At 71.6% G+C, this 21081-nt stretch carries 15 protein-coding genes and 1 pseudogene; 10 read left to right on the forward strand and 6 right to left on the reverse strand.

The features are described from left to right. Nucleotides 1-226 precede the first annotated feature (226 nt). Together HDA41_RS12640 and HDA41_RS12645 are read left to right on the forward strand one after the other, a co-directional pair. Nucleotides 227-748 (forward strand): GVDTG sorting domain-containing protein, encoded by a 522-nt coding sequence (locus tag HDA41_RS12640; RefSeq protein ID WP_184983494.1) that lies wholly within the window; start codon nt 227-229, stop codon nt 746-748. A gap of 245 nt (nt 749-993) precedes the next feature. Further along, complete coding sequence (locus HDA41_RS12645; RefSeq protein WP_184983496.1) at nt 994-1680, forward strand: class F sortase; 687 nt, start codon at nt 994-996, stop codon at nt 1678-1680. Here HDA41_RS12645 and HDA41_RS12650 read toward each other — a convergent pair. Beyond that, nucleotides 1618-2010, reverse strand: a complete 393-nt coding sequence (locus HDA41_RS12650; protein ID WP_184983498.1) for a winged helix-turn-helix transcriptional regulator — start codon at nt 2008-2010, stop codon at nt 1618-1620. The genes HDA41_RS12645 and HDA41_RS12650 overlap by 63 nt on opposite strands. Nucleotides 2011-2114: 104 nt before the next feature. Here HDA41_RS12650 and HDA41_RS12655 point away from each other — a divergent pair, with 104 nt between their 5' ends. Next, entirely contained in the window at nt 2115-3017 is a 903-nt protein-coding gene (locus tag HDA41_RS12655) for an NAD(P)-dependent oxidoreductase (protein WP_184983500.1), read from the forward strand. Nucleotides 3018-3026: 9 nt separating this feature from the next. Here HDA41_RS12655 and HDA41_RS12660 read toward each other — a convergent pair whose 3' ends face one another. Then, nucleotides 3027-3809: a sulfite exporter TauE/SafE family protein gene (locus tag HDA41_RS12660; protein WP_184983501.1), complete on the reverse strand. Its 783-nt coding sequence runs from the start codon at nt 3807-3809 to the stop codon at nt 3027-3029. A gap of 174 nt (nt 3810-3983) precedes the next feature. Here HDA41_RS12660 and HDA41_RS12665 point away from each other — a divergent pair, with 174 nt between their 5' ends. The 5 genes from HDA41_RS12665 (at nt 3984) to HDA41_RS12685 (ending at nt 10150) form a co-directional block, all read left to right on the forward strand. Then, a complete protein-coding gene (locus HDA41_RS12665) occupies nt 3984-5201 on the forward strand; it encodes an NAD(P)/FAD-dependent oxidoreductase (RefSeq protein WP_184983504.1) in 1218 nt (405 codons plus the stop codon). After that, nucleotides 5201-7798: a nitrite reductase large subunit NirB gene (gene nirB / locus HDA41_RS12670; RefSeq protein WP_184983505.1), complete on the forward strand. Its 2598-nt coding sequence runs from the start codon at nt 5201-5203 to the stop codon at nt 7796-7798. Before HDA41_RS12665 ends, nirB begins: the two co-directional genes overlap by 1 nt. Then, the gene (gene nirD / locus HDA41_RS12675; RefSeq protein WP_184983508.1) at nt 7795-8145 is read left to right on the forward strand and encodes a nitrite reductase small subunit NirD; all 351 of its coding nucleotides are present in this window, start codon (nt 7795-7797) and stop codon (nt 8143-8145) included. Before nirB ends, nirD begins: the two co-directional genes overlap by 4 nt. 74 nt (nt 8146-8219) lie before the next feature. After that, the gene (locus tag HDA41_RS12680; RefSeq protein WP_184983510.1) at nt 8220-9086 is read left to right on the forward strand and encodes a maleylpyruvate isomerase family mycothiol-dependent enzyme; all 867 of its coding nucleotides are present in this window, start codon (nt 8220-8222) and stop codon (nt 9084-9086) included. A 125-nt stretch (nt 9087-9211) separates the two neighbouring features. Next, on the forward strand, nt 9212-10150 hold the full coding sequence (locus HDA41_RS12685) for an NHL repeat-containing protein (protein WP_184983512.1): 939 nt from the start codon (nt 9212-9214) through the stop codon (nt 10148-10150). A 3-nt stretch (nt 10151-10153) separates the two neighbouring features. On the opposite strand, the gene HDA41_RS12690 is transcribed toward HDA41_RS12685, so the two are convergent. Both HDA41_RS12690 and HDA41_RS12695 read right to left on the reverse strand, forming a co-directional pair. Continuing rightward, nucleotides 10154-11080 carry an oxidoreductase gene (locus HDA41_RS12690; RefSeq protein ID WP_184983514.1) on the reverse strand — a complete coding sequence of 309 codons (927 nt, stop codon included), beginning with the start codon at nt 11078-11080 and terminating at the stop codon, nt 10154-10156. Between the two features lie 279 nt (nt 11081-11359). Further along, nucleotides 11360-12541, reverse strand: a complete 1182-nt coding sequence (locus HDA41_RS12695; protein WP_230299378.1) for an RNA-guided endonuclease InsQ/TnpB family protein — start codon at nt 12539-12541, stop codon at nt 11360-11362. Nucleotides 12542-12808: 267 nt separating this feature from the next. Here HDA41_RS12695 and HDA41_RS12700 point away from each other — a divergent pair. Both HDA41_RS12700 and HDA41_RS12705 read left to right on the forward strand, forming a co-directional pair. Further along, nucleotides 12809-13967, forward strand: a pseudogene (locus tag HDA41_RS12700) (alkaline phosphatase PhoX). Nucleotides 13968-14191: 224 nt separating this feature from the next. Next, nucleotides 14192-16501, forward strand: a complete 2310-nt coding sequence (locus HDA41_RS12705) for an FhaA domain-containing protein (protein ID WP_189944814.1) — start codon at nt 14192-14194, stop codon at nt 16499-16501. Nucleotides 16502-16687: 186 nt separating this feature from the next. Here the strand turns inward: HDA41_RS12705 and ppdK are convergent, their stop codons facing one another. Both ppdK and HDA41_RS12715 read right to left on the reverse strand, forming a co-directional pair. Continuing rightward, nucleotides 16688-19435 carry a pyruvate, phosphate dikinase gene (gene ppdK, locus HDA41_RS12710; RefSeq protein WP_376706779.1) on the reverse strand — a complete coding sequence of 916 codons (2748 nt, stop codon included), beginning with the start codon at nt 19433-19435 and terminating at the stop codon, nt 16688-16690. Between the two features lie 405 nt (nt 19436-19840). Then, on the reverse strand, nt 19841-21067 hold the full coding sequence (locus tag HDA41_RS12715) for an ROK family transcriptional regulator (RefSeq protein WP_184983519.1): 1227 nt from the start codon (nt 21065-21067) through the stop codon (nt 19841-19843). Between the last annotated feature and the right edge of the window lie 14 nt (nt 21068-21081).

Genomic DNA, 21081 nt, shown 5'->3' on the forward strand with positions numbered 1-21081 from the left:
GAGGTGCGGCACCCGGGTCACCCGTTCACACGCGCGTCCCGCGCTTTTCCGCGCCCCGCCCGCCGAACGCCCTTGACCTGCCCAAACACCCACGACGAGCCGCCGGTCCGCCCCGCCCTGACACCCATTCACCCCAATTCTGATGCCCCCTCAGAAAGCGCGGTCGCCCCGCTGCCCGTTACCTCGGAAGGGCAGGTGCACGAACGAACAGCCCGGAGGAGCACCGATGCGACGTACCGCCCGGCCGCTGACCGGTACCGCGCTCGCCGTCGCCGCCGCGGCCCTCGCCGCCGCCCCCGCGTACGGCGCGCCCGCCGGTGACGTGGAGGTGTCCCCGTCCTCGGTCGTCCCGGGCGGACAGGTCACGGTGCGCACGGCGGCCTGCGGCGACGGCGGCACGGCGACGGGTGACGCCAGCGCGGTCGGGGCCGGTTCCCTCAGCCTCGCGCCGGGCCCGCACGAGCAGGACGCGACCGGGCGCTTCAAGGTGCCGCCGAGCGCGCAGCCGGGGACGTACGAGATCACGGCGACGTGCACCGGGAGCGGCCGGCGGATCACCGGTGACCTGGTGGTCACGCTGACGCCCGGGGACCGGCAGGTCCACCCCAGAGGGAGTGTGAAGACGGGGGTCGGCGGCGCCCTGGGCCCCGATCCCGTGCAGACCGCGGCCGGTGTGGCGGCCCTCGCCGTCGCCGCCGCGGGCGGTACCTGGCTCCTGCATCGCCGGGCGAGAGGCGACGGGATCTGACGGACACCCTCCGCTGTCCGTCGCCGGTACCGCATCTCCCCTCCCCCTCCGGGTCCGACGCCCCTCGCGGCCCGGAGGGGGGTACGGGGCGGACCCGCCTCCGGGCCAGGCGGTCTGGGGCCGGGAGGCGGAAGCCGGACGGCTGTCGGGGATTCGGGGATGCGGAAACCGGGCGGCTGTCGGGGATTCGGGGATGCGGAAACCGCACGGCTGTCGGAGTTTCGGGGATCAGGAAAGGGTCGGCCATGCGCGGGTTCCCCAGGTACGGCTACAGGTTCGGCAACCCGGCCGACGCCGCGATGGCGGCCGTCACCGTGTTCGCCCTGTGCTCCGGGGTGTGGCTGCTGCGCAACGGCGCCGAGACGCACGCCCCGCCGCAGCCCTCCGCCGCACAGGCCCGCGCCGGGCAGGACGGGCAGGACGGCAGGGCCGGACAGGACGGCAGGGCCGGTGAGCGGCCCGCCGTGCCCGCGCTGCCGCCCTCGCCGCCCGACCGCGTCCGCATCCCGGCGATCGGGGTGAACGCGCCGCTGACCGGGCTCGGTCTGACGAGGACCGGCAGCCTCGACGTACCGCCGGCCGCGCGGAGGAACCTCGCCGGCTGGTACGAGTCCGGCACCACGCCCGGCGAGCGGGGCACCGCGATCGTCGCCGGCCACGTCGACAACGCCGCCGGCCCCGCGGTCTTCTACGATCTGGGCGCCCTGACCAAGGGCAGCACGATCGAGGTGGACCGGCGGGACGGCAGCGTCGCGGTGTTCACCGTGGACGCCGTCGAGGTGTACGCGGCGAAGGACTTCCCCGACGCGAAGGTCTACGGCGCCGCCCGCCGCCCCGAGCTGCGCGTCATCACCTGCGGCGGCGGCTACTCACGCGGCACCGGGTACCAGGGGAACGTCGTGGTCTTCGCGCACCTGACCGGCAGCCGGTGACCCTCCCAGGACGTTGGCCCTCCCCCAGGCCCCCAGCGGTTCCAGTGCCTCGTTCAGGGACACGCCCCGGGGCGTCAGGGAGTACTCCACACGGGGCGGCACCTCGTCGTACGCCTCGCGGTGCACCAGCCCGTCGGCCTCCATCTCCCGCAGGTGCGAGGCCAGCACCTTCTCGGTGATCCCCGGCAGCTCGCGGCGCAGCTCGCCGAAGCGGCACGGCCGCTCGTTCAGCGCCCAGAGGATCAGCACCTTCCACTTGCCGCCGATCACGTCCATCGCCGCGTCGATCCCGCACACGTACGCCCCCGGCCGCCGCCCTGTCGTCCCCATGCCCGAGCCCTCCCCTTCCGCTGCCTGGATCCTTCCCCCGGGGTAACCGCCCACTTCGAAGTGCGTACTTGAGCAGGCGCTCCCCTCGGACGAGCCTAAACTCCATGACTGACAACGCAGTTGGCCCCCATACCCCTCTCACCCTCCTCGGCACCGGTGACATGGGCACCGCCCTGGCCCGCGCCTGGCTCGCCGCCGGACACCCGGTGACCGTCTGGAACCGCACTCCCTCCCGCGCCGAACCCCTCGCCGCCGAGGGCGCCACCGTCGCCCGGACCGCCGCCGAGGCGGTGGCCGCGAACCGGCTCGTGGTCGCCTGCCTGCTCGACGACGCCTCGGTGGGCGAGACCCTCGACGGGGCGGATCTCGCGGGGCGGGACCTGGTGAACCTCACCACGGGCACGCCCGGCGAGGGCCGCAGCCGCGCCGCCTGGGCCGCAGCGCGCGGCGCCCGCTTCCTGGACGGCGGGATCATGGCCGTCCCGCCGATGATCGGGGCCCCGGAGTCCGGCGGGTACGTCTTCTACAGCGGCTCCCCCGAGCTGTTCGACGAGCACCGGGACACCCTCGCCGTCCCGGCCGGCACCCGCTACGTCGGAGCCGACCCGGGTTTCGCCGCGCTGCACGACGTGGCACTGCTCAGCGCGATGAACGGCATGTTCGCGGGTGTCACGCACGCCTTCGCGCTGATCCGCCCGGAGGACATCGCCCCGAAGGACTTCGCGCCGCTGCTCGTGGACTGGCTGACCGCGATGGCCCCTGCCGTGCACCAGACCGCCGACCAGCTTCAGAGCGGCGACTACACCAGGAACGTCGTCTCCAATCTCGCCATGCAGGTCGCGGGCAACGCCACGCTGCTACGCACGGCCGGGGAGCAGCGGGTGAGCCCGGAGCTGCTGACGCCGTACATGGCGCTGATGGAGCGGTGCCTCGCCCAGGGGCACGGCGACGAGGACGGTACGGGGATCATCGAGCTGCTGGACCTGCGGGCGGGGGCGTCCTCCTAGACCGCGGCACTAGGCCAGCCACTGCTCGTACGCCAGGTTCGCCACCAGCGCGAACACCACCGTCAGCAGCACGACGCGCACGAAGCCGCTGCCCTGCTTCAGGGCGGTGTGGGCGCCGAGGGTGCCGCCCGCCAGGTTGAACACGGCCATCAGGGCGGCCAGCTGCCACAGGACCGCGCCCTGCCAGGCGAAGGTCGCGAGGGCGCCCGCGTTGGTGCAGCAGTTGACGATCTTGGCGGTGGCGGAGGCCGTGACGAGGTCGAGGTGGAGCAGGGCGGTGAGCGCGAGGACCAGGAAGGTGCCGGTGCCGGGGCCGATGAGACCGTCGTAGAAGCCGATGCCGAGGCCCGCGAGGCCGATCGCCGCGAGGATCTGCCGTCGGGTGGCCGGTCCGGTCGCGGGGGCCGTGCCGAAGGCGGGCCGCAGGATCACGAAGGCGGCCACCCCGAGCAGCACCACCATGATCACCGGCTTGAGGACGTCGGTGCTCATCCCGGCCGCGAAGAAGGCCCCGGCGGACGATCCGGCGAGGGCGGCCAGCCCGATGCGCACCGCCGTACGGACATCCACCGGGGCCTTCCGGGCGTATGTCACCGCCGCGCCCGTCGTGCCCACGATCGCGACCGCCTTGTTGGTGCCCAGGGCGTGCGCGGCGGGCGTGTGCGACGGCAGTCCGAGCAACAGCACCGGCAGCAGCAGGAGCCCGCCGCCGCCGACCACGGCGTCGATCCACCCGGCGGCGAGAGCCGCGAGGCAGAGCAGGACGATCATGGTCAGCGATATGTCAGGCATGGTCGGGAGCGTATGTGACGGCCGTGCGACGCCTGTGCGACGCTTCCTCACAGCCCGCCGTCGCCGCACCCCGGGAACCCTCACACCCGCCCCCGGCATCCGCTGAGGGCAGCGTTCCCCGTGGGAAACAGTCGTGATGCTGCCGGGTAACACCGGCACCGCACGCTCAAGGACATGACCTCGAATGAGCGTGTGGTGGTGATCGGCACCGGCCTCGCGGGCGTACGGCTCGCCCGGCGGCTCGGTGAGCTCGGCACGCCCGCGTTGCTGATCGGCGAGGAGGAGCACCGGCCCTACAACCGGGTGCTGCTCGCCGAGGTGCTGGCCGGACGTTACAGCCCCGAGGTGATCGCCCTGCCGGCGCCCGCGCGGGCCACGCGCGGCCGGGTCGTCGGCATCGACCGCGACGGGCGGACCGTCGAGTGCGCCGACGGCACGGTGATCGCATACGACCGGCTCGTCCTCGCCACCGGATCCAACCCCGTCCTGCCGCCCCTGCGCGGCCTGTTCACCCCCGACCACGTGCTGCCGGAGGGCGTCCACGCCTTCCGGACCATGGACGACTGCCTGGGCCTGTCCAAGGCGGTCCGGCCGGGGGCGCGGGCGGTCGTCATCGGCGGCGGTCTCCTCGGGGTCTCCGCGGCCCGTGCGCTCGCCCTGCGCGGCGCCCAGGTCGTCCTCGCCCAGCAGTCCGAGCGGCTGATGGAGCGCCAGCTCGACCCGGCCGCCTCCAAGCTCGTCAAGCGGCACCTGACCGACCTGGGCGTCGAGGTCCACACCGAGTGCCGCGTACGGGACGTGCGCTGCGTCGGCGGCGCGGTCCGCTCCGTGGAGATGGCCGACGGGTACGCGCTCGACGCCGACCTCGTCGTGGTGGCCTGCGGCGTCCGCCCCCGGGTGGGTCTCGCGCAGGCCGCCGGCCTCGACGTCCGCAAGGGCGTCGTCGTCGACGACGAGCTGCGCACCTCCGACCCGTACATCCACGCCATCGGGGACTGCGCCCAGCACGACGGCGTCCTCTACGGCCTCGCCACTCCCGCACTCGAACAGGCCGACGCGCTCGCGGAGCTGCTCGCCGGAGACGCGGACGCCCGCTACACCGGCACCCGCTCCCTGACACGTCTCACGCTGAACGGGCACGACAGCCCCTTCGACCTCGCCGCGTTCGGCGAGACGGAGGCGCTCCCGGGCGACGACGTCGTCCAGCTCGCCGACGCCACCCGCGGCACCTACCGCAAGGTCGTCGTCCGCGACGACCGCCTGGTCGGCGGGGTCCTCGTCGGCGAACTCGGCACCGTCGGCGCGCTCGCGCGCGCCTGGGAGGGAGCAGAGCCGCTCCCCTCCGACGGCGGCCCCCTGCTCCACCTGCTTACCAATGATGGAGGCTCCTGATGTCCACGGACACCCCCACGATCGTGCTCGTCGGCCATGGCATGGTCGGCCAGCGCTTCCTCGAAGCGCTCGCCGAGCGCGGCCTGACCGCCACGCACCGCGTGGTCGTGCTCTGTGAGGAGCCGCGTCCTGCCTACGACCGCGTGCAGCTCACCTCGTACTTCTCGGGCAAGACGCCCGAGGACCTGTCCATGACGGACCTGCGGTTCATCGAGGACCACGGCATCGAGCTGCGCGTCGGCGACCCGGCGGAGACGATCGACCGCGAGGCGCGCAAGGTGACCGCCCGCTCCGGTCTCGTCGTCGACTACGACGTGCTCGTCCTGGCCACCGGCTCGTACCCGTTCGTGCCGCCGGTGCCCAACAAGGACGCCGAGGGCTGCTTCGTCTACCGCACGATCGAGGACCTCCTCGCCATCGAGGAGTACGCCAAGAAGGCCACCACGGGTGCCGTGGTCGGCGGCGGTCTGCTCGGCCTGGAGGCCGCGGGCGCGCTGAAGGGCCTCGGACTCACCTCCCACATCGTGGAGTTCGCACCCCGTCTGATGCCCGTCCAGGTCGACGAGGGCGGCGGCGCCGCCCTGCTGCGCACCATCGAGGAGATGGGCCTGAGCGTCCACACGGGCGTCGGCACGCAGGAGATCGTCGTCGGCGAGGACGGCGCCGTGACCGGCATGAAGCTGTCCGACGGCTCCGAACTGGCCACCGACCTGGTGGTGTTCTCCGCCGGTGTCCGCCCCCGCGACCAGCTGGCCCGCGACTGCGGCCTGACGATCGGCGAGCGCGGCGGCATCGCGGTCGACGAGCAGTGCCGCACGGTGAACGACCCGCACGTGTTCGCGATCGGCGAGTGCGCGCTGGCCGCCGACGGCCGGGTGTACGGCCTGGTCGCGCCCGGTTACGAGCAGGCCGAGACCGCCGCCGCGACGATCGCGGCGGACGAGGCCGCCTTCACCGGCGCCGACCTGTCCACCAAGCTGAAGCTGCTCGGCGTGGACGTGGCGTCCTTCGGCGACGCGCACGGCACCGCCGAGGACTGCCTGGACGTCGTCTACTCCGACTCCCGCGCGGGCCTGTACAAGAAGCTGGTCATCGGCCGCGACGGCACGCTGCTCGGCGGCATCCTGGTCGGCGACGCCGAGGCGTACGGCACGCTGAAGGCGTTCACCGGCTCGGTCCCGCCGGTCGCCCCCGAGTCGCTCGTGCTGCCGGCCGGCGCCGGGGAATCCGCCCAGCTCGGCCCGTCGGCGCTGCCGGACGACGCGATCATCTGCTCGTGCCACAACGTCTCCAAGGGCGCGATCCGCGGCGCGGTCACCGATCACCAGTGCACGACCGTGCCCGAGGTGAAGAAGTGCACCAAGGCAGGCACGGGCTGCGGCTCCTGCGTGAAGGTCCTCGGCCAGCTCGTCAACGCCGAGCTGGAGGCCGGCGGCATCGAGGTCGACAAGGGCCTGTGCGGCTGCTTCTCGCAGACCCGCGAGGAGCTGTACGAGATCGTCCTCGCCCTGCGCATCAACAGCTACCAGGACCTGCTGGACCGACACGGCCGCGAGGAGGCCAGGGGCGGCAGCGGCTGCGAGATCTGCAAGCCGGCCGTCGGCTCGATCATCGCCTCCCTCGCTCCGACGATCGGCGCGAGCGGCTACGTCCTGGACGGTGAGCAGGCCGCCCTCCAGGACACCAACGACCACTTCCTGGCCAACCTCCAGAAGAACGGCTCGTACTCGGTCGTCCCGCGCATCCCCGGCGGTGAGATCGCCCCGGAGAAGCTGATCGTGATCGGTGAGATCGCCCGCGACTTCGGCCTCTACACGAAGATCACCGGCGGCCAGCGGATCGACATGTTCGGCGCCCGCGTCGAGCAGCTGCCCCTGATCTGGGCCCGCCTGGTCGACGCCGGCTTCGAGTCCGGCCACGCCTACGGCAAGTCGCTGCGCACGGTGAAGTCCTGCGTCGGCCAGACCTGGTGCCGCTACGGCGTCCAGGACTCCGTCCGCATGGCGATCGACCTGGAGCTGCGCTACCGGGGCCTGCGTTCCCCGCACAAGCTGAAGTCGGCCGTCTCCGGCTGCCAGCGCGAGTGCGCCGAGGCCCAGTCGAAGGACTTCGGCGTGATCGCCACGGCCAACGGCTGGAACCTGTACGTCGGCGGCAACGGCGGCGCCACGCCGCGCCACGCGGACCTGCTCGCGCAGGACCTGTCGGACGCCGAACTGGTCCGCCTGATCGACCGGTTCCTGATGTTCTACATCCGTACGGCCGACCGCCTGGAGCGCACCTCGACCTGGCTGGAGCGGATCCCCGGCGGCCTGGAGCACGTACGGGACGTCGTCGTCCACGACTCGCTCGGCATCTGCGACGAGCTGGAGAAGCTGATGCAGGCGCACGTCGCGCACTACCGCGACGAGTGGGCCGAGACCATCAACGACCCCGAGAAGCTGGCCCGGTTCGTGTCCTTCGTGAACGCGCCGGACACCCCCGACCCGGTCGTCGCGTTCGTGCCCGAGCGCGACCAGATGAAGCCCGACCTGCCGCTGCTGTCCATCGGTATGCGACCCGCCGAAGACGTACTGGAAGGAAGCGCCCAGCGATGACCCTGGCACCTGAGACCACTGATCTGAAGGTCGAACTCGCTCTGGACGGCGGCTGGTTCGCGGTCTGCGACCTGAGCATGCTCCTCCCGGGCCGCGGGGTGGCGGCACTGCTGCCGGACGGCCGCCAGGCGGCGATCTTCCGGGACCGCTCCGGTGAGCTGTACGCCGTCGACAACCGCGACCCGTTCACCGGCGCGGCGGTCCTCTCCCGCGGCCTGACCGGCACCCACCAGGGCCGCCCGTTCGTCGCCTCGCCCCTGCTGAAGCAGCGCTTCGACCTAACGTCCGGGCAGTGCCTGGACGACGAGGAGGTACGGGTGGCGACGTACAAGGTGCGCACCGCGTAGGAACGCGAACGTCCGTTCGGAAACACCCCTCCCCGGAGGGGTGTTTTCCGTTTGCCGCCCGGCAAACTGGGGCCATGGTTGCGCAGCCGAACGACAGGCCCGGCCTCTCCTGGCTCGGGGCTCCGATCGACGCCCGCCCGCTGTTCGAGCCGGAACTGGAGGCGCTGCGGGGGCTGTTGCGGCGCCTGCGGCCCGGTCGATGGAACGAGACGGCCGTGCCGGGCTGGACCGTGCATGACGTCGCCTCTCACATCCTCGGTGACTACTACGCCCGCCTCGGCCGCCGGGAGTTCGGCGCCTTCGCGCCGGGAGAGAGCCCGGAGACGTTCATCCACCGTGCCAACCAGGAGTGGGTCGAGCGCCACCGGGACATGGACCCGGCCTCGCTCGTCGACGCCCTGGAAGAGGCCGGCGGCGAACTGGCCCGCCGCTTCGCGCGCGCCGACCTGGACGCGCCGTCCCTGGGCGTGTCCTGGGCCGGGGTGGACCCGGCGCCGATGTGGCTGGACTGCGCCCGGGAATTCACGGAGTACTGGACGCACCGCCAGCAGATCCGGCACGCGGCCGGGCTGGGCACCGACTCCGAGCCGGGGGCCCTGTCCATGGTCCTGGACACCTTCATGCGGGCCCTGCCCCACACGCTGCGGGACACCGCCGCGCCGGCCGGCACACGGGTGGCGCTGACGGTCACCGGCCCCGGAGGGGGCACCTGGACCGTGACCGCCGGGCCGGAGGGCTGGTCCCTGGCGGAGGACGGCTGGCCGCTGACGGAGGATTCCGGTGGCCGGCCGGCGGCAGCCACCGTGGAACTGGACACGGAGACCGCCTGGCGGCTGTGCACGCGGGGTGTCCAGCCGGCCGACGCTCTCGCCCGGGCCCGGGTCGAGGGGGACCCGCGGCTGGCCGAGGCGGCGTGCCGGATCGTGTCGATCGTCTACTGAGCAACTGATCAACGGCCGTTCCGGGCTGTCGAGTTGCTGTCGACTTCGCCGACTCGGCTGCCGTGCCGGGGGTACTTCGCGTTTCATCGAGTCACACCCCCACCTTCCTTCCACGGAGGCCCCCCATGACTCGGAACCACCCCCAGCCGTCCCGGCGGACCGTGCTCGGCGGGGCCGTCGCCGCGCTCGCGGTGGCCGCGGGCACCGGCACGGCGCAGGCCGCTCCCGGGAGCGGCCGGCCGACCGAGTTCCCGCTGCCCGACGGCTGGCTCCCCGAGGGGATCACCATCGGCAGCAGGCCGTACGCGTACATGGGCTCGCGCGCCGACGGCGCGATCTACCGCACCGACCTGCGCACCGGCAAGGGCGGGGTCCTGCACGAGGGCGCCGCCGGTCTCGCGTCCATCGGCCTGAAGCTGGACCGTGACGGCCTGCTGTACGTGGCCGGCGGCGCCGGAGGCACCGCGAGGATCGTCGACGCGCGCACCGGCGAGCTGCTCACCACCTATCAACTCACCCGGGACGCAGCCCCGTTCATCAACGACGTCGTCCTGCACGAGGACCGCGTCTGGTTCACCGACTCCCGTGCCGCGGTCCTCCACGGCGTCCCGCGCGGCCGGCGGGGAGAGGTCCGCGCCCTGCCGCTCACCGGCGAGTGGGTGCAGGCGCCGACCGGGACCAACAGCGCCAACGGCCTGGTCGCCACCCCCGACGGCCGCGGTCTGATCGTCGTCAACGCGGGTCAGCTGTACACCGTGGACCTGAAGACCGGCCACGCCACCAAGGTCACGCTGAAGGGCGCGACGGACGTGGCGGGCGGCGACGGCCTGGTCCGTCTCGGCCGCACCCTGTACGTCGTCCAGAACCGCCTCAACAAGATCACCGTCTGGGACCTCGACCGGAAGGCCACCACCGCCACCCTGACCAGGACGATCACCGACCCCCGCTTCGACGTCCCCACCACCGCCGCCCGCTACGGCGACCGCCTCTACCTGGTCAACGCCCGCTTCACCAGCCCGCAGACGCCTCAGACGACGTTCAACGCGGTGGCCGTGTCCCTGTGAGCTTCATGCCTTCAGCGCGCCGTACGTCACCCCGGTGAGCTCCTCGGACGCGGCCCACAGCCGCTGCCCCGCCACGTCGTTGAGGGTCCAGGGCGCCCGCCAGGACGGTGCGGGCGCCCCGCGCCACATGGAGATGTGCGGGCCGGTGAAGGAGTCGGACTGTACGCCGGGTTCTGTCGCGGCGTACAGGATCGGCAGCGCGCCCGCCTGGGCCGGCTGCGCGATGACCCGGTTGGCGATCCGCACGAGCCGCTCGGCGGCCCGGCGCCCCTCGGCGAGCGGTCCGGTGGTCTGGAGGTTGGTGGCCGCGTACCCGGGGTGGGCCGCGGCCGCCACCAGGTCCGTGCCGTGCACCGCAGCCCGGCGCGCCAGCTCGTGCGTGAACAGCAGGTTGGCCGTCTTGGAACGGGCGTAGGCGATCCAGCGCCGGTAGCGCCGCTCGCTGTTGAGGTCGTTGATGTCGATGTTGGCGAGGGCGTGCATCCCACTGGAGACGACCACGACCCGGGCTCCCGGCGCCGCCAGCAGCGCGGGCAGCAGCAGGCCGGTGAGCGCGAAGTGCCCCAGGTGGTTGACCCCGAACTGCGTCTCGAAGCCGTCCGCCGTCGTCCCGTACGGCAGCGCCATCACTCCGGCGTTGTCGACGAGCACGTCCAGCCGCTCGTAGGGGAACCCGGCCGCGAACTCGCGTACGGAGGCGAGGTCCCCGAGGTCGAGTCGGCCCAACTCGACCCGGGCGTCCGGCAGTTCCGCGCGGAGCCGGGCCACGGCCGCATTGCCCCGGGCCTCGCTGCGGCACGCGAGCACCACCCGCGCGCCCTTGCGGGCCAGCTCCCGTGCCGTGACGAGCCCGATCCCGCTGTTGGCGCCGGTGACGACGGCGACGCGGCCGCTCTGGTCCGGGATGTCCTGTGTGTTCCAGCCTGGCATGGCAGGCTCCCTCCGACGGTGGCCGCGATCCAGCCTACGAGGACGGCCGGGTGCGGGCGACGGTGCGGGCCGCGTAGCACCCAGAGGCGGCACGCTCAGCTCACACAGGCGGGACCGGGGCGGTACGGCACCTCTTGGAGTGAGATTGACATCCTCCCCCTCTTAAAAGAGGGGGATTCCAACCCAGGTGGGTTGAGGTTCACGGGCGCTCGAACGGCCCGTGGCCGCTGTCACCCCTCCGGCACCGGCTGAGCGCCGGGGGCGGCGGAAACCGCCCTGTCATGCCGCGACGTTGTGCGCTGCGTTCTCATCGGCGTTGCAGGTGAACCCGCAGGACACGCAGTCGAAGTCGGCCTGGCTCTTGCGCGACTTCTTCTCGATCCATCCGCAGGCGGAACACCGCAGAGACGTAAAGGGCGCGGGGACGTCCTCGACCCGGCCCGGAGCCTTGTCCTCCGTACGCTGCCGCAGCAGCCCCCAACCCTGGGCGAGGATCACCCGGTTCAGTCCGGCCTTCTGCCTGACCCTCTTGCCGGGCTGCTCGACCGTCCCCTTCGCCGAGCGGGTCATGTTCTTGGTGTTCAGCTTCTCGAACCGCACCAGCCCATAGGCGCGGGCGAGCATGGTGCTGGTCTTCTCGCACCAGTCCTTACGCCGGTCAGCTTCGCGCGCCTTGAGTCTGGCGACCTTGGCGTACTCGGCGGTCTTGGCCTCACTGCCCTTGGGCGCTCGAGCAGCCCGGCGCTGGTGCTTGCGGATCTGGGCACGTTCCCTGACGGTGAGCTGCGGACAGTTCAGCTTCCGCCCGTCGGACAGGGCTGCGGTGATCTTCACACCCCGGTCGATGCCGATGACCTCACCCGCGCCGGGCACGTCGATCGGCTCGGAGAGGACGGCGAACGCGATATGCCACTGACCGTTACGGAAGGTGACACGGAACGTCTTCGCGGCGGGCAGGCAGGCGCCTTTGCCCTTGCGGGACATGCGGAAGCGCACCCACCCGCAGCCGGGCACCTTCACCTGCGCCCACCGCCGGTTCAGCTTCTGCACCACGACAAAGCGGCCCATGACCTGCTTGCCCTTGGCGTTCAGCTTCGGCGACCCGTCCGTCTCGAACTCCGCGACCCGGTCGGTGCCGATGACGCGGAAGCCCTCGTGCACGTACTTCCTGCGCCACGTCGGCTCACCAAAGCCAGAGGTGAACCTGGCGTTCTTGGCCTTGGCGAAGTCCTTCAGGGCCTGCTGCTGCACATCGGCGTTACCAGCGCGCAGCCATTCGTCCTCCCGCCGGGCCTCGGTCAGCTGGCGGCACTGCTCAGCGAAACCGGGCGCGGCCCCGCGGCCCTTGGACCAGTGCGAGTGCTGCTCGACGGCGAGGTTCCAGACGTACCGGGCGTGCGCGCAGTGGTCGAGCATGATGCTCACCTGCTCGCTCGTCGGGTACATCCGAAACCGTGCCATGCCGTGAACCTGGCCCACACGTTCCCCAACCGGGCAGGCCATCGATCAACATCACCTGTGTGAGTGACCGCTCCCGACTGCCGACCCGGCCGGCCACCTGCCACAGGGCCCTCAACTCCCCGTCATCACCGCCTGTTTGTGATCGCCCTCAGCTCCATGGGCGGCGACGCCGAATCGCCCTGACGGCGCTTCGGCTTCCCCCGCCCGCTACGCGGGAGCGGGCATTCACCCCGGCCCTGAAGGACCGGGCACCCTGCCCGAAAGCAGGTGGAAAGTCGTAGCCTCCTGCGTGCGGCCGTCCTCGGCGGCACTTCGGCCGCCCTGGGCGGAACACTGTGGCGCGGGGCCGCGTACGCGGCCCCGGCCCAGCCCGGCACCGGCCCCTACGGGCCGCTGGGCTCCCCCGACGCCAACGGCGTCAGACTCCCCAGCGGCTTCACCAGCCGGGTGATCGCCCGGTCGGGCCAGCGGGTCGGGAGCACGTCGTACACCTGGCACAACGCGCCGGACGGCGGCGCCTGCCATGCCGACGGCACGGGCTGGATCTATGTCTCCAACTCCGAGATCAACCCCTCGGGCGGTGCGAGCGCGGTGAGGTTCTCCTCGACCGGCGCGATCACCGGCGCGTACCGCATCCTGTCCGGCACCCGGCAGAACTGCGCCGGCGGCAAGACGCCGTGGAACACCTGGCTGTCCTGCGAGGAGGTGGACCGGGGCTACGTCTACGAGACGGACCCCTGGGGCGCGAAGGCGGCGGTGCGCCGCGACGCCATGGGCCGCTTCAAGCACGAGGCGGCGGCGGCCGACCCGGTCCGCCAGGTCGTCTACCTGACCGAGGACGTCACCGACGGCTGCTTCTACCGCTTCCGCCCGACGACCTGGGGCGACCTGTCCTCCGGCACGCTGGAGGTCCTGGTGGCGGGCAGCGGCACCAGCGGCCCGGTCACCTGGGCGCGGGTCCCCGACCCCTCCGGCGCGACCGCCACCCGCGGCCAGGTCTCGGGCGCCAAGCGCTTCAACGGCGGCGAGGGCTGCTACTACGCGAACGACACCTGCTGGTTCACCACCAAGGGCGACAACCGCGTCTGGCAGTACAACGCCGCCGTCCAGACCATCGAACTCGCCTACGACGACTCCCTGGTGACGTCCGGCACGGCCCCCCCTCACGGGTGTCGACAACGTCACCGGCTCCTCCTCCGGCGACCTGTTCGTCGCGGAGGACGGCGGCACCATGGAGATCTGCGTGATCACCCCGACCGACGTGGTCGCCCCCTTCCTCCGCGTCGACGGACAGTCCGGCTCGGAGATCACCGGCCCGGCGTTCTCTCCGGACGGCAGCCGCCTGTACTTCTCGAGCCGGCGCGGCACGACGGGCAGCTCGTCGGGCGGCATCACGTACGAGGTGGCGGGCCCGTTCCGCTCGTAACGTCCCCCGCCGCGGGAGACCGAGGCACGACAGAGGGCGGCACCTCAGCGCGGGTGCCGCCCTTTTGCGTCCTCAGAACCCTGGTGGTGGAGGTCTGCGTCCGATCCGGTGAATTGAGGTGACCTCCCAACTACAGTCACTGTGAGTGGCTATATAAGTACTACTAGTAAGATCATCGCCTTGTCTGGCTGCATCGCGGCAGATTGGCACCCCCGGAGGCTGCAGTGGGAACACTGGACAAGATCGAACAGGTCTTCGAGGCTCTGGTTGACGGCACCTTCTCCAAGGTCTTCAAATCCGCGGTGCACCCCATGGAGTTCGCCGGCGCGCTCCGGCGTGAGTGCGACATCAACGCCAGGATTTGGAACCGGGACTGCACGATGGCGCCCAACTCCTTCATCGTCGAGCTCAGCCCGAGCGACCACGAACGACACAGCCCGTGCCTGGTGATGCTCGGCGAGGAACTGGTCGAGAAGGTGCGCGAGTACGCCGAAGAACAGGACTACTCGTTCGTAGGCCCGGTGAAGGTTCAACTGCACCGGGTGGAGAGCATGAGAGCCGGACATTTTCGGGTGCGCAGCCGGCTCGAGGTTCCACCCGAGGTCCAGCACGCGTTGGACGCCGGTCGGGGTTTCCGCGTCGCGTACGCGACACAGGTCAGGCGCGGCCCTGGCGGAACGGGTGCCTGGCCGCCGTCGGAACATGCCTGGCGCCCGGAGAAGCGGGTCCTGACGGTGGAACAGTTCATATCTCTGGGACTGCGGTTCGACGAAGGCGGCAGGCTGGTCCGCGCGGACCCGCCACACCCCCTCACCGCGTCGTCGCCGCCCACCGGTGTCACAGGGTCCCGGCCGAACCGCGCGGGCGCCGCTCTCCCGCCTCGGCCGGGCCACAGACCGCGCGGGCTGCCTGCCGGGCAGAGCGCGCGTGGGGCCTTCGGCTTGGCAGGCAGCCAGGCGCACCACCCGGACGGCGGCCACGGACACCCGGGCATCGCCGGCCCGTCCGAGCTGCGGACCGGAGGCTCCCGCACGGGCCGGCCACCGGCCGCCCTCGTTCCGGTCGGGCCCTCCCACCGCGCGGAGGCACCTGGACACAGGCCTGTCCGGCACGCCGACGTGCTGCCTTCCGGGTACCGACGCAACCCCGTCGGCACTGCTCTCGACCTACGTTCCAACTCACTGAAGGGAAAAAGCGTGACGAACCAACCCGACACCTGCGTCGGCGATTCCGCACCGCACGCGGGCGGGGAGTGCTCCGGCGAGGCCGGCTGCACACCGCAAGAGGCGTCCGGCGCGTTCCCGGCCGTCGCCCCGGCGGAGCCGGTGACCGGCACCCAGCCGACCCATGAGGCTGTGCCGTCGCAGGAGGGCAGGGCGGAGCACCACACCCTGGTGCCCGCGGGGAACAACCTGGGTGCACAGCCGCCGGTGACACCCTCTGCCAGGGTGACGCAGCCGCCGGGCTACGGCGGTGCCGCGCCGGCACCCGCTCATAAACCGTCGCCGCACGCTTCGGCGTACTGGCCGGGGCCGGACCGCAACGGGGCCCTGGGGCACAGTGCGGCTGTCGAGCTCTCCTCCGAACGCCTGCTGCGCAAGCGGCGCGGTGACCGCGCTGACCGAGCCCGGTTCCGCGTCGTGGGCAGGACCGCGGAGCGGGAGCGCCAGCGCAAGCTGACCATCCTCCGTACGCCGGTGATGCAGTGCCACAAGATCGCCGTCATCAGTCTCAAGGGTGGCGTCGGCAAGACCACCACCACGGCCGCCCTGGGCGCGACGCTCGCCTCCCAGCGCCAGGACCGGGTCCTCGCGATCGACGCCAATCCGGACGCGGGCACTCTCAGCCATCGCGTGCGCCGCGAGACGAGTGCGACCATCCGCGACCTGGTGGCCGAGATCCCCGGCCTCACCAATTACATGGCGGTACGGCGTTTCACCTCGCAGGCCCCGAGCGGCCTGGAGATCCTCGCCAACGAGGTCGACCCCGCTCTGTCGACGGCGTTCAGCGAAGAGGACTACAGAAAGGTGATCAGCTGCCTCGGGCAGCACTACCCGATCATCCTGACCGACTCCGGCACCGGCCTGCTGCACAGCGCGATGCGGGGTGTCCTGGACTTCGCCGACCAGCTGATCGTCGTCACCACCCCCAGCGTGGACGGCGCGACCAGCGCCAGCACCACCTTGGACTGGCTCGCCGCGCACCACTATGACGACCTCGTCAAGCGGAGCATCACCGTGGTCTCCGAGGCCCGTAAGAAGAACAAGAGAGTCGAGGTGACCGGCATCCTGGATCACTTCCGCGCCCGCTGCCGGGGCGTGGTGGTGGTTCCGTTCGACGAGCACCTCGCCTCCGGCTCGGAGGTCGACCTGACCGAGCTGAGGCCGCAGACCCGCGAGGCGTACTTCGAGCTGGCCACCCTGGTGGCCGCGGACTTCGCCCGCACCCAGCCGGAGGCGATGTCCTGGACCGCCCCCTACCCTCACTCGGGATACAACGCGGCCAGCATGTTCACCGCCGCCGCGTGGGGGTGATCCCCGACCGCAGCAGCGTTCCCTAACCGGCACGGTCGACCGCGGGGAACTCCGTGGCCCCCCTGCCCCGAGAGGGCGGCACCCCCGCACGGGTGCCGCCCTCTTTCGTGCTCCGGAGCCGCGGCCCCGTCGGTGAGGGTCGGTGTGACAGGCCGCGGCTCCGGCTTCCGGTTCACTCGGCGTGGCCTACCGGTGGTCGCTGCCCTCCGCCTGGACCGCAGCCCGGCCGGCCTCCAGGCGGGCCACCGGGATGCGGAACGGGGAGCAGGAGACGTAGTCGAGTCCCACCTCGTGGAAGAAGTGGACCGACTCCGGGTCACCGCCGTGCTCGCCGCAGACGCCGAGCTTGAGGTCCGGGCGGGTCGCACGGCCGGCCTCGGCGGCGAGCTTCACCAGGGAGCCGACGCCGTCCTTGTCGATCGTCTCGAACGGGGAGACGCCGAAGATGCCCTTCTCCAGGTACGCGGTGAAGAAGCTGGCCTCCACGTCGTCCCGGGAGAAGCCCCACACCGTCTGGGTGAGGTCGTTCGTGCCGAAGGAGAAGAACTCGGCCGCCTCGGCGATCTGGCCCGCGGTCAGCGCGGCGCGCGGCAGCTCGATCATCGTGCCGATGGACAGCTTGAGCTGCGTGCCCGAGGCCGCCTCGACCTCGGCGATGACCTGGTCGGCCTCCTCGCGCACGATCTCCAGCTCCTGCACCGTGCCGACGAGCGGGATCATGATCTCGGCGCGCGGATCGCCCTTGGCGGCCTTGCGCTCGGCCGCGGCCTCGGCGATCGCCCGGACCTGCATGGTGAACAGGCCGGGGATGACCAGGCCGAGGCGCACCCCGCGCAGGCCCAGCATCGGGTTCTGCTCGTGCAGCCGGTGCACGGCCTGGAGGAGGCGCAGTTCGTTCTCGTGCGGCTCCTGGCGGGACTCGGCGAGGGCGACGCGCACCGACAGTTCGGTGATGTCGGGCAGGAACTCGTGCAGCGGCGGGTCCAGCAGCCGGACGGTGACCGGCAGGCCGTCCATCGACTCGAAGAGCTGGACGAAGTCCTGCTTCTGGAGCGGCAGCAGTTCCTTGAGGGACTCCTCGCGCTCGGCCTGGGTGTCGGCCAGGATCAGCCGCTCCACCAGCTCGCGCCGGTCGCCGAGGAACATGTGCTCGGTGCGGCACAGGCCGATGCCCTGGGCGCCGAAGCGGCGGGCGCGCAGCGCGTCCTCGGCGTTGTCGGCGTTGGCCCGCACGCGCAGGCGGCGCTTGCGGTCGGCGAACGCCATGATGCGGTGGACCGCCTCGACCAGCTCGTCGGCGTCCTCGGCACCGGCGTGCATCCGGCCCTCGAAGTACTCCACGACCGGGGACGGCACGACCGGCACCTCGCCGAGGTACACCTTGCCCGTCGAGCCGTCGATGGAGACGACGTCGCCCTCCTCGACGACGTGCCCGCCCGGCACGGTCATCCGGCGGCGCTTGGTGTCGACCTCCAGCTCCTCCGCGCCGCAGACGCAGGTCTTGCCCATGCCGCGCGCGACCACGGCCGCGTGGGAGGTCTTGCCACCGCGCGAGGTCAGGATGCCCTCGGCGGCGATCATGCCGTCCAGGTCGTCGGGGTTGGTCTCGCGGCGGATCAGGATGACCTTCTCGCCCGAACGCGACCACTTGACGGCGGTGTAGGAGTCGAACACCGCCTTGCCGACCGCCGCGCCCGGGGAGGCCGCGATGCCCCGGCCGACGGTCTCGACCTTCGAGTCCTCGTCGAAGCGCGGGAACATCAGCTGCGCGAGCTGGGCGCCGTTGACGCGGGTGAGCGCCTCGGCCTCGTCGATCAGGCCCTGGTCCACCAGCTGGGTCGCGATGCGGAAGGCCGCGCCCGCGGTGCGCTTGCCGACTCGGGTCTGGAGCATCCACAGCACACCGCGCTCGATGGTGAACTCGATGTCGCAGAGGTCCTTGTAGTGGTTCTCCAGCGTCTCCATGATCTGCATCAGCTGGTCGTACGACTTCTTGTCGATCCGCTCCAGATCCGCGAGCGGCACGGTGTTGCGGATGCCCGCGACCACGTCCTCGCCCTGGGCGTTCTGGAGGTAGTCGCCGTAGACGCCCTGGTGGCCGGAGGCGGGGTCGCGGGTGAAGGCGACGCCGGTGCCGGAGTCGGGGCCGAGGTTGCCGAAGACCATGGAGCAGACGTTGACGGCCGTGCCCAGGTCGTGCGGGATGCGCTCCTGGCGGCGGTAGAGCTTGGCGCGGTCGGTGTTCCAGGAGTCGAAGACCGCGTGGATGGCGAGGTCCATCTGCTCGCGCGGGTCCTGCGGGAAGTCCCGGCCGGCCTCGGTCTTGACGATCTTCTTGAACTTGGTGACGAGCTTCTTGAGGTCGGCGGCCTCCAGCTCGGTGTCGACCGTGACCTTCTTGGCCTCCTTGGCCTTCTCCAGCGCGTCCTCGAAGAGCTCGCCGTCGACGCCGAGGACGGTCTTGCCGAACATCTGGATGAGGCGGCGGTAGGAGTCCCAGGCGAAGCGCTCGTCGCCCGCCTGCTTGGCCAGGCCCTGCACCGACTTGTCGGAGAGGCCGATGTTGAGGACGGTGTCCATCATGCCGGGCATGGAGAACTTGGCGCCCGACCGCACCGACACCAGCAGCGGGTCGTCGGCCTGGCCGAGCTTCTTGCCCATGCGCTGCTCCAGCGCGTCGAGGTGCGCACTCACCTCGTCACGCAGTGCCGCCGGCTCTTCGCCGCTGTCCAGGTAGACCTTGCACGCCTCGGTGGTGATGGTGAAGCCGGGCGGGACGGGAAGGCCCAGGTTCGTCATCTCGGCGAGGTTCGCGCCCTTGCCACCGAGGAGGTCCTTGAGGTTCTTGTTGCCCTCGGTGAAGTCGTAAACGAACTTCACGCCCTCAACACTCTTACCGTGCTCAGCTACGTGGGGATCTTTGTTTTCCGACACGGGTCTCGACTCCTCGAGGACGCGGTGGCTGCCCTGACGGCGAGGAACATACCCAGATCAAAGGCTTCTGGGTACGTCCACTCGCGCGTCATACGCCTGTAACCACTCGTCCGCCAGGGGATCGAAAGTCAAGGCTGGGCAAGCGATCGCGGGCGCATGTTTTCACTTCTTGAACGCAGGGACCTCCACGAACTCCATTGGGCGCTCGTATGAGCGGCGTTCGGCACGATTGATTTCGCTCGATGAACGATCAAAGGGTGACACTCAGTGCCACCCTTTGGAGAAGTGCAGTCGCTCAAGATCCGCTCATCTGAGCGCAACCCTTATCAAGGGTGGCGAGAATCACGCTGCCACAGCCGACGGGATTTCACCATGCGGACGCGTCTCAGGACCGAAATGCCCCTGTCACACCCCGAGGGCACGCAGCCGCTCCTCGACCCGCTCGGGCGCGTAGAGATGCTCCACGACCATCGCCCCGGCCCCGACCAGCCCGGACCGCTCGCCGAGGCGTGAGGTGACGATGTCCAGGTGGGCGGTGGAGCGGGGCAGCGCCCGCTGGTAGAGCAGTTCGCGCACGCCCGTGAGGAAGGGGGTTCCGGCCAGATCCCCGGCGATCATCAGCACTCCGGGGTTGAGCAGCGTCACCACGGTCGCCAGCACGTCCCCGACCCGGCGCCCGGCCTCCCGGGCGAGACCGACCGCCTCCGGATGCCCGGACGCCAGCAGGTCCCGTACGTCCGAGCCGGAGGCCGCCGGCACCCCGGCCTCCGCCAGCCGCCGCGCCACCGCGCCGCCGCTCGCGATGGCGGCCAGACAGCCGTACGAACCGCACCGGCACAGCGTCTGGGCGCCCTCCGGCACGCGGATGTGCCCGATGTCCCCGGCGCCCCCGTCGATGCCCCGGAACACCGCGCCGTCCACCACGACCCCGGCACCGATGCCGGTGGAGACCTTGACCAGCACGAAGGCGGAGCAGTCGGGGTAGCCGGTGCGCTGTTCGCCGTACGCCATGAGGTTGGCGTCGTTGTCCACCAGCACCGGCACCGCGGCGGCGCCCGTGTGCTCGGTGAGCGCCCGGGACAGCCGGCTCCTTATGTCGTAGCCGTCCCAGCCGGGCATGATCGGCGGCTGGACCACGCGGCCGGTCTCGGTGTCGACCGGGCCGGGCACGGCGAGCCCGACCCCGCACACCGACTCGGCCCCGCGTCCGGTCTTCTCCAGCAACTCGCCGAACCAGCGGCCGAGTTCGCCCAGCAGGAGGTCCGGCCCGTCCTCGACGACGAGGGTGCCGGAGTGCTCGGCGAGGATCTCGCCGCTCAGTGACAGCACGGCCGCCCGCGCGTGCCGGGTGTCGAGGTCCGCGGCCAGGACCACCGCGTGCTCGTCGTCGAACTCCAGGGTGATGGAGGGGCGCCCGCCCAGCGGGGAGTCCACCGGCCCCCCGGCACCCTCGCGCAGCCAGCCCGCGCGGAAGAGCCGGTCCAGCCGCTGCCCGACGGTGGCCCGGGACAGTCCGGTCGCCTGCTGGAGCGCACCCCGGGTCACGGCGCGGCGACTGCGCACCAGTTCGAGCAGTTCGCCGGCGCTCGCCTGGCCGACACCTCGTCCCGTCCTCCCGGGCCGTCCGGTCATGCACACCCCCTTGT

The organism is Streptomyces caelestis, from assembly GCF_014205255.1.
Lineage (GTDB): Bacteria > Actinomycetota > Actinomycetes > Streptomycetales > Streptomycetaceae > Streptomyces > Streptomyces caelestis.